Origin of the sequence: Bradyrhizobium cytisi, from assembly GCF_008123515.1 — a bacterium.
In the GTDB taxonomy this organism is placed as follows: Bacteria; Pseudomonadota; Alphaproteobacteria; order Rhizobiales; family Xanthobacteraceae; genus Bradyrhizobium; species Bradyrhizobium cytisi.
The window spans coordinates 12982-28256 of the sequence record NZ_VSSR01000012.1 but is presented as its reverse complement, the minus strand read 5'-3'; the positions used below and the strand labels follow the sequence as shown (position 1 = coordinate 28256).

Sequence of the window (15275 nt, the reverse complement as noted above, 5' to 3'; positions counted from 1 at the left end):
TGCAGAGCCGGGGCCCATGCCTGCCGTCTGCTCGTAGCTTCTTGGTCCCGGGTCGCGCTTCGCTTGCCCGGGACACGAGAGAAAAAGCCCCACCCGGCGGGGGGAAGACCGGGCGGGGCCTGATGTCCGCCTACGCGATGCGCGTCAGCCTGATTGATGTGACGCGCCGGACATCGAGTTGAACTGCGCTAGTCCAGCACCTCGACGATGCGCCGCGAGCGCGGCTCGACCAGCACGGTCTCGCCGTTCACGACGGTGTAGCGATAGGTCGTCGCGCCGAAACGTTGCGGTACGTCATAATACGTAACGCCGGTGTCAGGTAAGGTGGCACCGACCACCACGCGATCGGGAATGCTGAAGGCCGGCACACGTTGTTCGACGACATAATCGCGGAAGGCCGGCCGCTGTTCGACCGGGATGGTCGGGCCGCTGTCGACCACGGCGGGCGCGCGGCCAACGGTGACACTGGATTGCGCGGACGCCGCGATCGGCGAGCCGAGCGCGACGCCAAGCGCTGCGAGGGCGAGAATCCTGTTCCGCATGGGCAACTCCTTCGAATTGATTTCAGCCGGCGCCAGTGGCGCGACTGGTTGCCAATGCTGCGGCGCGCGTGATGTTCCGGAAAAGGCCTGCCGCATACGCGGCAATTTCAGGCAGTTTTCGCGAAGCGGGGAACCCATTGCGGCCTCGCGCGTCTCTTCCCGCGGAACCCGATCCGGTATGATCCGCCCGCGATTCGCCTCACGCCACAGGAACACTCTTCATGCATCTCACCATCGCCCACATCTCGCCGATCCTGTCGCTGATCGCGGGTGTGCTCATTTTGATCATGCCGCGCCTTCTCAACCTGATCGTCGCGATCTTTCTCATCATCAACGGTGCGATTGGGCTCGGATTGTTGAAGTGGCTCCATCTCTAGGCCTTCATTTTCCGGAACTCTTCGACTTGCGCGGGCCTGCCCAAAGTGGTGTAAGGCGCGCGATTTCCCATTCCTCTCGCAGGTTGTGTGCAAGCTATGGCCAAAGCCGCCTCGAAGCCTAAGAAACTCCCAGCGAAATCAAAGCCTTCCACCAAGGTGAAGACCGTTCCAGCGGCCCGAAAGGCGCTGCCGAAGACGGCCCCGAAGCCAGTCGCCAAGGCCCAGGCAAAGGCCGCAGCCAAACCGGCGGCGAAGCCCGCTGCGAAGGCTGTGACCAAGCCGGCCGCGCCGAAGGCTGCCGCCAAGGCGGCGCCGGCTGCGGCCAAGGCCGGCAAGTGGGTCTACACGTTCGGCGACGGCAAGGCCGAGGGCCGCTCGGAGATGCGCGATCTGCTCGGCGGCAAGGGCGCCAACCTCGCCGAGATGGCCAATCTCGGTCTGCCGGTGCCTCCGGGCTTCACCATCCCGGCCTCGGTCTGCACCTATTTCTACGCCCACGGCAAATCCTATCCGAAGGAGCTGCAGTCGCAGGTTGAGAAGGCGCTCGACTATGTCGGCAAATTGACCGGCAAGGTGTTCGGCGACACCAAGAACCCGCTGCTCGTCTCCGTGCGCTCCGGCGCGCGCGCCTCGATGCCGGGCATGATGGACACCGTGCTCAATCTCGGCCTCAACGACGAGACCGTGGAAGCGCTGTCGGAGCTCTCGGGCGATCGTCGTTTTGCCTATGACAGCTATCGCCGCTTCATCACCATGTATTCCGACGTGGTGCTCGGCTTCGAGCATCATCACTTCGAGGAGATCCTCGACACCTTCAAGGACGGCCAGGGCTATACGCTCGACACCGACCTCACCGCAGATGACTGGGTCGATCTGGTCGGTAAGTACAAGGACGCGGTCGCGCGCGAAACCGGCAAGGATTTCCCGCAGGATCCGCATGACCAGCTCTGGGGCGCGCTCGGCGCGGTATTTTCATCCTGGATGAATGCGCGCGCGGTGACTTACCGCAAGCTGCACGACATTCCGGAATCCTGGGGCACCGCGGTCAACGTGCAGGCCATGGTGTTCGGCAACATGGGCGAGACCTCGGCGACCGGCGTTGCGTTCACCCGCAACCCCTCGACCGGCGAGAGCAAGCTCTACGGCGAGTTCCTGATCAACGCGCAGGGCGAGGACGTGGTGGCGGGCATCCGCACGCCGCAGGACATCACCGAAGAGGCACGTAAGGAATCAGGCTCCGACAAGGCGTCGATGGAAGCGGCGATGCCGGAGGCCTTCAAGGAGCTGACGCGGATCTATACGCTGCTCGAAAAGCACTACCGCGACATGCAGGACATGGAGTTCACGGTCGAGCAGGGCAAGCTGTGGATGCTGCAGACCCGCGGCGGCAAGCGCACCGCGAAGGCGGCGCTGCGCATCGCGGTCGAGCTCGCCAATGAAGGCCTGATCACCAAGAAGGAAGCGGTGATGCGGATCGATCCCGCCTCGCTCGACCAGCTCCTGCATCCGACCATCGACCCCAACGCCAAGCGCGACGTGATCGCGACCGGCCTGCCGGCGTCGCCCGGTGCGGCCTCCGGCGAGATCGTGTTCTCCTCGGACGAGGCGGCCAAGCTCCAGGGCGACGGACGCAAGGTCGTTCTGGTCCGTATCGAGACCAGCCCCGAGGACATCCACGGCATGCACGCCGCCGAAGGCATCTTGACCACCCGTGGCGGCATGACCTCGCACGCCGCCGTGGTCGCGCGCGGCATGGGCAAGCCCTGCGTCTCCGGCTGCGGCACCATCCGCGTCGATTACGGCCGCGGCACCATGAGCATCGGTTCGCGCACCTTCAAGGCCGGCGACGTCATCACAATCGACGGCTCGCTCGGCCAGGTGCTGGCCGGCCGCATGCCGATGATCGAGCCGGAACTCTCCGGCGAGTTCGGCACGCTGATGAAATGGGCCGACCAGGTCCGCAAGATCGGCGTCCGCGTCAATGGCGATACGCCGGAGGACGCCCGCACTGCGATCAAGTTCGGCGCCGAAGGCATCGGCCTCTGCCGCACCGAGCACATGTTCTTCGAGGAGACGCGCATCCGCACGGTGCGCGAGATGATTCTCTCCGAGGACGAGCAGTCGCGCCGTGCCGCGCTTGCAAAACTGTTGCCGATGCAGCGCGCCGACTTCGTCGAGCTGTTCGAGATCATGAAGGGCCTGCCCGTCACGATCCGGCTTTTGGATCCTCCCCTCCATGAATTCCTGCCGCACACCCATGCCGAGGTCGAGGAAGTGGCGCGTGCCATGAACACCGACCCGCGGCGTCTGGCCGATCGCGCGCGCGAGCTGTCGGAGTTCAATCCGATGCTCGGCTTCCGCGGCTGCCGCATCGCGATCGCCTACCCCGAGATCGCCGAGATGCAGGCACGCGCGATCTTCGAAGCGGCGGTCGAAGCCGAGAAGCGTACCGGCAAGGCCGTCGGCCTCGAGGTGATGGTGCCGCTGATCGCCACCAAGATGGAGCTCGATCTCGTCAAGGCCCGCATCGACTCCACCGCGAAAGCCGTGATGCGCGACACCAACACCAAGCTCACCTACCAGGTCGGCACCATGATCGAGCTGCCGCGCGCCTGCCTGCTTGCGGGTGAGATCGCGGAGAGTGCCGAGTTCTTCTCGTTCGGCACCAACGACCTGACGCAGACGACCTACGGCATCAGCCGTGACGACGCGGCGAGCTTCCTCGGTCCCTACGTGAGCAAGGGCATCCTCGCGGTCGACCCCTTCGTCGCCCTCGACCAGGAAGGCGTCGGTGAGCTCGTCAAGATCGGCGTCGCGCGCGGCCGCAAGACGCGTCCGAAGCTCAAGGTCGGTATTTGCGGCGAGCACGGCGGCGATCCCGCCTCCGTCGCCTTCTGCCACAATATCGGCCTCGACTACGTCTCCTGCTCGCCCTACCGCGTGCCGATCGCGCGGCTTGCCGCCGCGCAGGCTGCGCTTGGCAAGGCGGTTGCGAGCCAGGCGTAAGTCGAAGACTGAATATGAGATGCGAAAGAGGCGGGGCCAAACACCGCCTCTTTCATTTAAGGCCATACTCCATCCACTCGTCATTGCGAGCATAGCAAGCAATTCACATCACACACTCGCTGTCATCGCCCGCGAAAGGCGGGCGATCCAGTACACCGAGGCAATCGTGATTGAGCGGAGAGGCCGCGGCGTACTGGATGCCCGCCTTCGCGGGCATGACAGCGGTGGTGCGGAAAGGCTTCTTGCAACAACGGGACCGCGCGTCCCGTAATGATACGCACACGCAAGAGTTCCTTCACCATTCGCGTTGACCGGATGTTTACCGCTTCAAGTGGGCCCGCATTTACCACGCACGCAATCGCCCCGCGAAAACGCCTGACATTGCTTGAGTGTGTCGGTCGCGCAACGTCGATTAACGCCCCGGCAACCTAAATTAGATACTCACGATAAAGATCGAATTGCACGGATGTACTGCGGCTCGATCTCTCTAGTGTAAGGGTAGCGTGAGCGTATCGATGTCAGTGTTGCGTAACCATCCGAAGGGTGCGCGGTTCGCATCCTTCGGAATCGGTCTCTGCATCTTCGCATTGATGCCGAGAGAGACCGGCTATCAAGACATTGCATCTCTGCTGGCGCGTCAGCCCGGCGTCGCCGAGCGCTGGCAGAAGCAGGTGTTCTCTGCAGCCTCATCGATTCAGCTCGCCACTTACAGTTTCTCGCGCCCGATCGGAACGTCGGTTCCACAGAGCGCAATGGTTCGCCTCGCGAGCCTCGATGGTCGCGACGTCACCGGCACCATCACGCGCAATCCGGTGCTGCAGGCGCCGCCGCGTTACCAGGCCTCCGATTTCCCCAAGGTCGATCGCGCCCTGAAGGGTGATCGCCTCGCCACCGTGACACCTGCTGCGACTCCGGAGGCGGTCGTACCGTCCGCCGCACCTGCTGAGCAAGATCCCGCGACCTCCAACAGCTCGGTGATTGGCGCCAAGACGGTTCAGTTGCCGGCCGCGTTGCCGCAAGCGATGTCGCCGGAGTCCGCTGCCGCGCTCGATCCCGAGCTCCAGGAGGCGATGCGCGCGCCGCCCTTGCCGCAATATGCCAATCCACCGAAGGCCGGCGACAACGCGCTGTCCTTTGCGGCGCAGCCGCTCGCCGCGTTGAAGCAGGCGACGGTCGCTGCCCCGCCGCGCGATCCCTTCAGCGTGAAGACCTCGAACCTGTTTTTCGGCAGCTCCTCGCTCGGCGGCAATGTCGAGAGCATCGAGAGCTGGCAGCCCGGCGCCGAGCCGCTGATCGTGATGCCCGACCCCGATATGAAGCTGGCCTCGCTATCGCCGCCGAACGACGACGTCGCAAACGCGATCGAGAGCGGCGAGAGTGTCGCGCCGAAGGGCGAAGTCAACGCGGACAACCAGCGCGCCAAATCGCCGGCGGAGCGGCTCGCGCTTGACGACAAGTCACGCGCGAAATCGGAAAAGTGTCTCGCCGAAGCCGTCTATTTCGAGTCCCGCGGCGAAGCCGTGCGCGGCCAGATCGCGGTCGCTCAAGTGGTGATGAACCGCGTGTTCTCCGGCAAATATCCGGACACTGTGTGCGGCGTGGTCTACCAGAACAAGTACCGGCACTTCGCCTGCCAGTTCACCTTCGCCTGCGACAACAATCCCGACGTGATCCGCGAGCCCGAGATGTGGGAGCGCGCCCGGAAAATTTCCAAGGCGATGCTCGACGGCCAGATCTGGCTGCCCGAGGTCGGCAAGTCGACGCACTACCACGCTTATTGGGTGCGTCCGTCCTGGGTCGCCGAGATGAAGAAGATGTACAAATTCGGCGTGCACACCTTCTATCGGCCGCGCAACTGGGGCGACGGCAGCGAGGAGCCGAGCTGGGGTACCCCGGCACAGACCGCGGCACTCTCGGCTGAGCTCGCGCAGGAAGCCAAGAGCTCCGCCGAGATGGGCGAAGTCGTGCGGCGGTAACCGCTCACATTTCGATATCCAGTGCGCAGTCGAAATTCGGCGCTGAATGCGTCAACGCGCCGGATGACGCGTAATCGACGCCGGTCGCAGCGATTGCCGCGATCGAGTCCGGCGTGACGCCGCCGGATGCCTCCAGCTTCAGGCGACCTTCCGTCGTCCGCACCGCCTCGCGCAGCGTCGCAAGATCCATGTTGTCGAGCAGCACGGCGTCGGCAAGGCCGGTGTTGAGCACCTCGCGCAATTGCGCCAGCGTATCGACCTCGATCTCGATCTTGACGAGATGGCCGGCATGCGCGCGGGCGCGCTCCAGCACAGGACGGATGCCGCCGGCGACCGCAATGTGATTGTCCTTGATCAGGATCGCATCGTCGAGCCCGAAGCGGTGGTTGAAGCCGCCGCCGCAGCGCACCGCATACTTCTCCAGTGCCCGCAATCCCGGCGTAGTCTTTCGCGTGCAGCAGATGCGCATTTTGGTACCTTCGGTGCGCGCGACGTAGTCGGCCGTGAGCGTCGCTATGCCCGACAGCCGGCCGACGAAATTTAGCGCGGTCCGCTCTGCGGTGAGAATGGCGCGGGCCGGGCCGGAGATCGTCAGCACCTGCTGGCCGCGGGCGACGCGCGCGGCGTCGCGGACATGCGCGCGCACCTCGAGGTCGGGCGAGAGCTTTTGCAGCGTCGCCAGCGCGAGCGGCAGACCGGCGACGACGCCGGATTGCCGCGCGACGAGGATTGCCTGCGCCTTGGTCGCCTCCGGGATCGTCGCGAGCGAGGTGACGTCGCCGGCGCGGCCAAGGTCCTCGTCGAGCGCGCGATGCACGGCCGCGTCGATGGCGAGCGGAGAGAGAAACGCGTCGGGATAGAGCAGGGAGGTTGGGGCGATCATGACTAACTCCGTCAGGCGATCATGGATTGCGCGATGCGCGGCGTTGAATGCTCGGTGAGGCCGTCCGCGATCTCGCGCACCGCGGTGAGCGTGGTCATCGTTCTCTGGGCCAGCGCGGGCACTTCTGAAGGATGGTCGGAGCGGAAATGCGCGCCGCGGCTCTCGCGACGGCTCCAGGCTGCGGCGGCTACGAGCAGGGCCGCTGTCGCCATGTTGCGGACAGCGATGCTCGTGGCCGTTTGCTCGAGCGCAGCAAAACTGCGCACGGCGTCCGCAAGTCCGTTGCGCTCGCGGATCACACCGACATGCGTGCTCATCGTCGTGCGCAACTGCTTCACGCGAGCCTCATCCGGCGCACCGCCGCGCGGCGTCACCAGCGCCTCGGGGAGGCTGGCGGGTGAAGGGATTGCGTGACCGGTGATGTCGTCGGCAATGCGTGCGGCATAGACCACGGCCTCGAGCAACGAATTCGAGGCAAGCCGGTTGGCGCCATGCGCACCGGTGGACGACACCTCGCCGCCAGCCCACAGCCCGTCGATCGAGCTGCGGCCGCGTGCGTCGACTGCAATGCCGCCCATGTGATAGTGCACGGCCGGCGCGATCGGGATGGCTTGCGTCGCCGGATCGATCCCGGCGGCGATGCAGCTCGCATGCACGGTCGGGAATTTGTCGGCGAAGCGCTCGCCCAGTGCTTCTCGCGCATCGAGGAAGGCGCCGCGACCGCCTGCGATCTCGGCGAACACACCGCGGGCCACGATGTCGCGTGGGGCGAGCTCAGCGAGCGGATGAAGTGCCGCCATAAAGCGTTCGCCCTGGCCGTTGATCAGCGTCGCGCCTTCACCGCGCAGCGCCTCGGTCGCAAGCGGCGCGGGATCGCGGCCGACCATGATGGCGGTTGGATGGAACTGCACGAACTCAGGATCGGCGATGTCAGCGCCGGCGCGTGCGGCAATCGCAAGGCCCGATCCGTTGGCCTCGGCCGGATTGGTGGTGACAGCATAGAGATGGCCGATGCCGCCGGTCGCCAGCACGATCGTGCGCGAGGCGATCATCATGGGCCTCGCTGCGAAATTGCCCGCCTCGCGCAACTGAAGACCGGTGACGGCGCCGTCCTCGGTGAGCAGGGCTTCGGCGACAAAGCCTTCGATCAGGCGGATCGACGGCGTGCGGCGCACGGCCTCGCTCAGCGCCGCGATGATCGCCGCACCGGCCGCGTCGCCGCGGAAGTGGACGATTCGCCGCGCCGAATGCGCTGCTTCCCGTCCCACGGCAAGCCGGCCCTCGAGATCGCGATCGAACGGCACGCCATAGGCGAGCAGATCATGAATCCGCGGTGCAGCCTCGCGCGCGATGCCGAGCGCGACCGCCTCATCGACGATGCCGCCGCCGACCGCGATCGTGTCCGCCGCATGCGCTTCGGGGCTGTCGCCTTCCGCCACGGCAGCTGCGATGCCGCCTTGCGCCCATGCGGATGACGCCCCCTGTCCAAGCGGCGCCGCCGAGATCAATGTTACCGGCCGCGGCGCGAGCTTGAGCGCGCAGAACAGGCCGGCGAGACCGCCGCCGACGATGACGACGTCGTCGGTGGAGCGGGTGAGGTTGTGGATATTGTTTGTCATGTCACGCCTTCAATTCTTCAGATTGATCATCCGCTCGACCGACCGCCGGGCGCGTACGGCCAGCGCCGGATCGATCGTGACTTCCTCGCCGAGCGTCAGCAGGCTCTCCAGGATGTTGGACAGCGTGATGCGCTTCATGTGCGGGCAGAGATTGCAGGGGCGCAGCATTTCCACATCGGGCAGCTCGGCGCGGATATTGTCGGCCATCGAGCATTCCGTGATCATCACCAGCCGCTTCGGGCGCCTTGCGCGCACCCAATTGATCATGTGTGCGGTCGAGCCGGTAAAGTCGGCCTCCGCCAGCACGTCCGGCGGGCATTCGGGATGGGCGATGATCTGCACGGACGGATCGGCGTCGCGGAGGGCGCGCAGCTCGTCGCCGGTGAAGCGTTCATGCACTTCACACGCGCCCTTCCAGGCGATGATCTTCACGTCGGTCTTCGAGGCGACATAGGTCGCGAGATAACGGTCGGGCAGGAAGATCACGCTTGGCGCGTTGAGGCTCTCCACCACCTGCACCGCGTTCGACGAGGTGCAGCAGATATCGACCTCGGCCTTCACCTCGGCGGAGGTGTTGACATAGGCGACGACCGGTACCCCGGGAAATCTCTCGCGGAGCAGCCGCACGTCGGCGCCGGTGATGCTGGCGGCGAGCGAGCAGCCGGCGCGGGAGTCCGGGATCAGCACGGTCTTGTCCGGATTGAGCAGCTTTGATGTCTCCGCCATGAAGTGCACGCCGCATTGGACGATGACATCGGCCTTCACCTTGGTGGCCTCGACGGCGAGCTGAAGCGAATCGCCGCCGATGTCGGCGACGCCATGAAAGATCTCCGGCGCCTGGTAGTTGTGGGCGAGGATCACCGCGTTGCGCGCACGCTTTAGTTCATTGATTGCGTGGATCGTCGGCGCCATCAGCGGCCATTCGATCGGCGGGATCACATGCTTGACGCGCTCGTAGATCGGCGCGGTGGCGCGTTCGATCTCGCTCGTCCATTCCAGCGAGGGCCGCGGCAGCGCAGGGCCGGTTCGCGCCGGCGCGAGCCGGGCGGAGATGGCTTGGCCTTGCGGCCGATTGGCGAAATCGTCGGGGCCGTAAATTCCAGTGATCGGCATCGAAGCCTCCCGTGCATGTCAATTATGCTCATTGAGAGTATATATGGAGCCTGAGAAATCCGGCCGAGAGGGCCGGTGGGTCTCGCCAAAGCTAACATATACTCAATTTGAGTAGATCATAGATAGCACGTCGATCCGGGGATCGCTAGGTCCCGCCGCACACATTCTCGTCAAGTCCAGTCTCGTCGCGCCCGGCAAGGCCGCGATGAAATGCAATGCTCCCGAACCAGCCCCTCGTGGAACGCAATCACTTTTGGCTTTGGGTTTTCATGCATTTGCATTAAACGCCTTGGTCGCGGCTGCCGATTTGCAGATCCGCCAATGGCGAGGAAGAAAACCATGGCGACACAAGCTGGCGAGCTCGGTTCGACCTCACGCTCCTCCAACTGGCGCACCCCGGCCGTCATCATCCTCTGCGGCTGTGCGATCGGCATGCTCGGCTTCGGACCGCGCTCGGCGCTGGGCTTCTTCGTGCAGCCGATGAGCCATGAATTCGCCTGGGGCCGCGACGTGTTCGGCCTCGCCATCGCCTTCCAGAATTTGCTGTGGGGATTGGGCCAGCCGCTCGCAGGCGCAATTGGCGATCGCTTCGGCCTGTTCCGGGTGATGTGCGTCGGCGCGCTGCTCTATGCCGGCGGCCTTCTGCTGATGCGCTATTCCTCGACGCCGATGTCGCTCAACATCGGCGCGGGCGTGATGGTCGGCTTCGGTCTCGCCGGCTGCTCGTTCAACCTGGTGCTGTCGGCCTTCACAAAATTGCTGCCGGCCGAGAAGCGCGGCCTTGCGCTCGGCGCCGGCACTGCGGCGGGCTCGCTCGGCCAGTTCCTGTTCGCGCCCATTGGTGTCGCGTTGATCGACAATTTCGGCTGGCAGCAGGCGCTCACCGTGTTCGGCTTCCTGATGCTGCTGATCATCCCGCTGGCGCTGGCGATCTCGACGCCGCCGGTCGCAGCTACGGCCAATGCGGCGCCTGCGGATGAGCAAACCATTACCAAGGCGCTCGCGGAGGCCTTCGGCCATCGCTCTTACGTGCTGCTGGTGCTCGGCTTCTTCACCTGCGGCTTCCAGCTCGCCTTCATCACCGTGCATCTGCCGGCATTCCTGGTCGACCGCGGCATCTCGACGCAAACCGGCGGCTGGGTGATCGCGGCGATCGGCCTGTTCAACATCATGGGCTCGCTCAGCGTCGGCTATCTCCAGAATTCACTGCCGAAGCGCTACATCCTCTCGGCGATCTATTTCACCCGTGCACTCGCGACGCTCGCCTTCATCTCGTTCCCGATCACGCCGTTCTCGGCGATCGCGTTCGGCGCGGTCTCCGGCCTGACCTGGCTGTCGACGGTGCCGCCGACCTCGGCGCTGGTGGCGCTGATGTTCGGCACGCGCTGGCTCGCCACGCTCTATGGCTTTGCGTTTGTCAGCCATCAGGTCGGCGGCTTCCTCGGCGTCTGGCTCGGTGGCATCGTGTTCGAGCGGTTCGGTTCCTACACGCCGATCTGGTGGCTCTCGATCCTGTTCGGCGTACTCTCGGCACTGATCAATCTTCCGATCGTGGAGAAGCCGGTCGCACGAGCGGTTGCACAGCCCGCCTGATCGGCTAAACATCCCGGTCAAACAAGTCAGGGAGTTTGCTGTGGCCACTTTCAAGGCGATCCGGATCGACAAGGCCGACAAGGGCACCACTGCCGCACTTACCCAGTTCGACGAAGCCGAGCTGATGGACGGCGACGTCACCGTCCGCGTGGAATGGTCGACGCTGAACTACAAGGACGGCCTCGCGCTGACGGGCAAGGCGCCGGTTGTGCGCCGCTTCCCGATGATCGCCGGCATAGACTTTGCCGGCACCGTCGAAGCCTCATCGCATCCGCAATGGAAGGCGGGCGACAAGGTCGTCTGCACCGGCTGGGGCATGGGCGAGACTCATCTCGGCGCCTACGCCGAGAAGGCGCGGGTGAAGGGCGACTGGCTGGTCGCTCTGCCGCAGGGCCTCTCTGCCCGCGACGCCATGGCGATCGGCACCGCAGGCTTCACCGCGATGCTCTCCGTGCTCGCGCTGGAGAAGCACGGCGTCTCGCCCAAGAGCGGTCCGGTGGTGGTCACCGGCGCGGCCGGCGGTGTCGGCTCGGTCGCGACCGCCGTGCTGTCCTGGCTCGGCTACCACGTCATCGCCTCGACCGGCCGTGCCTCGGAGGCCGATTACCTGAAGAGCCTCGGCGCCGCCGAGGTGATCGACCGCAATGAATTGTCGGCACCGCCAAAGCCCCTGGCCAAGGAGCGCTGGGCGGGTGGCGTCGATAGCGTCGGTTCGACCACGCTCGCGAATCTTCTGTCGATGACCAGGTACGGCGGCGCCATCGCCGCCTGCGGACTTGCCGCCGGCATGGACCTGCCGTCTTCTGTCGCACCCTTCATTTTGCGCGGAGTGTGCCTTCTCGGCATCGATTCCGTGATGTGTCCGATCGACCCCCGAAAAGCCGCCTGGCAGCGCCTCGCCTCCGATCTGGATCGGTCGAAACTGTCTGAAATCACAACGGAAATTCCGCTTGCCGAAGTTCCGGAATGGGGCGCGAAGATCCTGGCCGGCCAAGTCCGCGGTCGCATCGTGGTAAAAATTGTCTAACGACGTTCAGACTTTACCAACCAAGCTGCTTCAATGTCGCCATGGTTGGTATGGTAAGCAGCGGGTAAAGAGATAAGGCATCGCCCGCTGCGGGGGTTAGTTCGGAGTTGAGCATGCTTGCGCGTATTGTGTTGGGGGCTGTCACGGCAGTCGTGACGTTTGCGCCGGCCATCGCCTTGGCCGGGAGTATGAACGCGGATGAGGCGCGCCGCTTCGTCGCCGGCAAGGTGTTCGCCTTCACCTGTTTCGACGGCACCCGCGGTGCAGGCCGTATCCTCGACGATCTCGGCGCCGCCGGCGCGGTGCAGTTTTCGGGCTCAGGCCCGGTCAAGCATCTCCGCCTGCCCGGCAACACGCTCCAGATCCGCGGCCAGAACGTTTGCGCCTCGATCAAGGGCATTCCGTTCGAGCCTTGCTTCAACCTCGAAAAGACCGACGACCGCAGCTTCCGCGGCTCGGTCTCGGGCATGGGCTTTGCCTATTGCGACTTCCACCACCAGGGCGGCAACCAGATGCTGATGGCGCGCGCCGTCGCGCGGCCGCGCTCGCTGCGTGCACCGGAGCAGACCGGTTCGGTCAACACATCGAGCACCGAGGTTGCTGCGCGCGTCGAGACTCCGCGGGTCGAGAGCAGCCGGATCGAGCCGGTGAAGTCCGAGCCCAAGTCGGATTCGAAGAACGAAGGTCCGCTGGAACTGCGCCGCTCGACCGAGTGACCTCTAGCGCGAAACTGCGAGCGCAATTCACCCGCCTTTGACGAATGCATCGGATACGAAGCCGCCGCGCCGTAGTCATACGGCCCGCGGTTTTTATGCCTTGGTAGCGACTGGCGCCCCAGCCTGCGTGACGGCCGGGGCGCGGCCCTAACCAAGGGTTCAAAAAAATGTCGCTGTATTTCTTCCGCATCAGCACCGGACGTTATTCCGGCGCCGCCGATCAGCCGTACGAATTCGAGGATTCCACCGCCGCCTGGACCGAGATGACCGAGGTCTGTGCCAATCTGCTCGGCAGCATCTCGCGAAATCTGAAGCCGAATGCAAAGTGGAGCATGGAGCTGCTCGACGAGAACAAGGAGCCGGTGTTCCGTATCAGCCTGGTCGGCGAGGCCTTGTGCCGCGCCGACACGCGCGCAAATGCGGGCGGACGTTAACGAACGCGGCCTCTGCGATTTCGCGAAATGGCAATTGCTTGCACGTGAAAGCTGTGCAGATTCGGTAACTTGAGCAGTATTTCCGTACTTCTACCCACGCGGCGAGCGCCCGCGCTTAACGTTAATGAGCAACCTGCCGGTTAGCCTTCCTGGCTGTTTACACGCTTCGCTGCGGCAATGCGCACCCCGGGGATATTGCAATGATGTTCATTCAGAACCTGCGAATTGGCACCAAGCTCGCCGTCACCTCGGTGCTGACCATCGGCCTTGTGGCGCTGATGATCGTCCTCCAGATGAGCGGAGGTGCCGAGGTCCGGAAGCTCGGCAATGAAGCATCCGGACAGCAGACGATCGCGCAAAATGCCGCCGAGGCGAAGGCCTCGGTGCGCGGGATGCAGATTGGAATTCGCGACATCCTGACGTCGAGCTCGCCGGCCGAGATGCAGAAGGCCGTCACCTATTTCAACGATCGCCAGACGTCCGCCCTCAAATTCGCAGGCGAGATGGCCAAGCTCTCGCGCTCGCCCGAAAATCGCAACCGGATTGATCGCCTGACGATGCTGGTCGGCCGGTTCGGCCAAGGACAGCAGCAGATCGAATCGATCCGCAACCAGCAGCTCGCGATCGACGGGAAGAAGGACGGCGAAGCGGCGGCGCAATTCGCCAAGCTGACCGCCGACGTCGACCGCGTCCGCAGGGAAACGCTGGCGCCGATCAACGAAGAGATCTCCGTGCTGGCCGACCAGATCACCAATTTTGCCAAGCAGAGGGCCACCGAAACTCGCGCGGAAGCAGAAGCGGAAGCCGCGTCCGTCGCGCGGACGTCGTTCATCACGGGCGTGCTGGTCGCGCTGCTCCTGATCGCTGCGTGCATCTTCTCGGTCTTCAGCATCGCGCGTCCCATGCGGGCACTGACGGTTGCGATGGAAAAGCTCGCCGACGGCGACTTCTCTGTCGTGCTGCCGGGACTTGGCCGCAAGGACGAGGTCGGCGAGGTCGCCGGCGCCGTCGAGAAATTCAAGATCGTGTCCGAGCAGAAGGCGCGCGCGGAAGTGGAAGCCAAGATGCGGCAGGATCAGATCGCGACCGAGCAGCGCAAGCTGGAGATGCGCAGGCTCGCTGACAGCTTCGAAGGCGCCGTCGGCGAAATTGTCGGCACTGTATCGTCGGCTTCGACCGAGCTCGAAGCGTCCGCCACGACGCTGACCTCGACCGCGGAGCGCACGCAACAGCTCACCACCGTCGTTGCGGCGGCCTCGGAGGAAGCCTCCACTAATGTGCAGTCGGTCGCGTCGGCGACCGAGGAACTATCGTCCTCGATCACCGAGATCAGCCGTCAGGTGCAGGAATCCGCGCGCGTGGCGAGCGAGGCCGTAGGTCAGGCCCGCAACACGACCGAGCGCGTCGGCGAGTTGTCCAAGGCGGCAGCGCGGATCGGCGACGTGGTCGAGTTGATCAACACGATTGCGGGCCAGACCAATCTCCTGGCGCTCAACGCCACGATCGAGGCGGCGCGCGCCGGTGAAGCCGGACGCGGCTTTGCCGTGGTCGCCTCCGAGGTCAAGGCACTGGCCGAGCAGACGGCGAAAGCGACCGGCGAGATCGGGCAGCAGATCGCCGGCATCCAGGCCGCGACCGAGCAATCGGTTAGTGCCATCAAGGACATCAGCGACACCATCGAAAGACTGTCCGAGATTTCCTCGACCATTGCCGCGGCCGTCGAGGAGCAGGGCGCGGCCACGCAGGAGATTTCCCGCAACGTGGCGCAGGCGGCTCAGGGTACCCAGCAGGTGTCGTCCAATATCACCGAAGTACAGCGTGGGGCGAGCGAGACGGGCTCGGCGTCGTCACAGGTGCTATCGGCTGCGCAGATGCTGTCCGGCGACAGCACCCGTCTCAAGGTCGAGGTCAGCAAGTTCCTGGGCACCGTTCGCGCAGCCTGACGGCGCTATCTCCTCAACAGACTCAAGCTTGCAACCGCCGCGCGCA

The 15275-nt window shown here is 64.8% G+C and carries 12 protein-coding genes; 8 read left to right on the top strand and 4 right to left on the bottom strand.

Annotation, left to right across the window (positions count from 1 at the left end; genetic code table 11):
• Positions 1 to 188: 188 nt before the first annotated feature.
• Positions 189 to 542, bottom strand: a complete 354-nt coding sequence (locus tag FXB38_RS06850; RefSeq protein WP_148750018.1) for a DUF1236 domain-containing protein — start codon at positions 540 to 542, stop codon at positions 189 to 191.
• Between the two features lie 221 nt (positions 543 to 763).
• Between FXB38_RS06850 and FXB38_RS06845 the strand changes: the two genes are divergently transcribed.
• From FXB38_RS06845 to FXB38_RS06835, 3 genes are all read left to right on the top strand, one after another.
• A complete protein-coding gene (locus FXB38_RS06845) occupies positions 764 to 919 on the top strand; it encodes a DUF3096 domain-containing protein (RefSeq protein ID WP_084291949.1) in 156 nt (51 codons plus the stop codon).
• Between the two features lie 96 nt (positions 920 to 1015).
• Positions 1016 to 3925 (top strand): pyruvate, phosphate dikinase, encoded by a 2910-nt coding sequence (ppdK, locus tag FXB38_RS06840; protein ID WP_187434708.1) that lies wholly within the window; start codon positions 1016 to 1018, stop codon positions 3923 to 3925.
• 515 nt (positions 3926 to 4440) lie between these two features.
• A complete protein-coding gene (locus tag FXB38_RS06835; protein WP_187434707.1) occupies positions 4441 to 5901 on the top strand; it encodes a cell wall hydrolase in 1461 nt (486 codons plus the stop codon).
• 4 nt (positions 5902 to 5905) lie between these two features.
• Here the strand turns inward: FXB38_RS06835 and nadC are convergent, their stop codons facing one another.
• From nadC to nadA, 3 genes are read right to left on the bottom strand one after another with little or no spacing between them, the layout of a single operon-like run.
• Positions 5906 to 6784, bottom strand: a complete 879-nt coding sequence (nadC, locus tag FXB38_RS06830) for a carboxylating nicotinate-nucleotide diphosphorylase (RefSeq protein WP_148750012.1) — start codon at positions 6782 to 6784, stop codon at positions 5906 to 5908.
• An 11-nt stretch (positions 6785 to 6795) separates the two neighbouring features.
• Complete coding sequence (locus FXB38_RS06825; protein WP_148750011.1) at positions 6796 to 8403, bottom strand: L-aspartate oxidase; 1608 nt, start codon at positions 8401 to 8403, stop codon at positions 6796 to 6798.
• 9 nt (positions 8404 to 8412) lie between these two features.
• Complete coding sequence (gene nadA, locus FXB38_RS06820; RefSeq protein WP_148750010.1) at positions 8413 to 9516, bottom strand: quinolinate synthase NadA; 1104 nt, start codon at positions 9514 to 9516, stop codon at positions 8413 to 8415.
• A gap of 339 nt (positions 9517 to 9855) precedes the next feature.
• Here nadA and FXB38_RS06815 point away from each other — a divergent pair, with 339 nt between their 5' ends.
• From FXB38_RS06815 to FXB38_RS06795, 5 genes are all read left to right on the top strand, one after another.
• Positions 9856 to 11109 carry an MFS transporter gene (locus FXB38_RS06815; RefSeq protein WP_148750009.1) on the top strand — a complete coding sequence of 418 codons (1254 nt, stop codon included), beginning with the start codon at positions 9856 to 9858 and terminating at the stop codon, positions 11107 to 11109.
• A gap of 40 nt (positions 11110 to 11149) precedes the next feature.
• Positions 11150 to 12136 carry an acrylyl-CoA reductase (NADPH) gene (gene acuI / locus FXB38_RS06810; protein ID WP_148750008.1) on the top strand — a complete coding sequence of 329 codons (987 nt, stop codon included), beginning with the start codon at positions 11150 to 11152 and terminating at the stop codon, positions 12134 to 12136.
• A 113-nt stretch (positions 12137 to 12249) separates the two neighbouring features.
• Positions 12250 to 12852, top strand: a complete 603-nt coding sequence (locus FXB38_RS06805; RefSeq protein WP_148750007.1) for a hypothetical protein — start codon at positions 12250 to 12252, stop codon at positions 12850 to 12852.
• A gap of 167 nt (positions 12853 to 13019) precedes the next feature.
• Complete coding sequence (locus tag FXB38_RS06800) at positions 13020 to 13286, top strand: DUF6894 family protein (RefSeq protein WP_148750006.1); 267 nt, start codon at positions 13020 to 13022, stop codon at positions 13284 to 13286.
• Positions 13287 to 13486: 200 nt separating this feature from the next.
• Positions 13487 to 15229, top strand: coding sequence for a methyl-accepting chemotaxis protein (locus tag FXB38_RS06795; RefSeq protein WP_148750005.1), 1743 nt, complete (start codon positions 13487 to 13489; stop codon positions 15227 to 15229).
• Positions 15230 to 15275 lie beyond the last annotated feature (46 nt).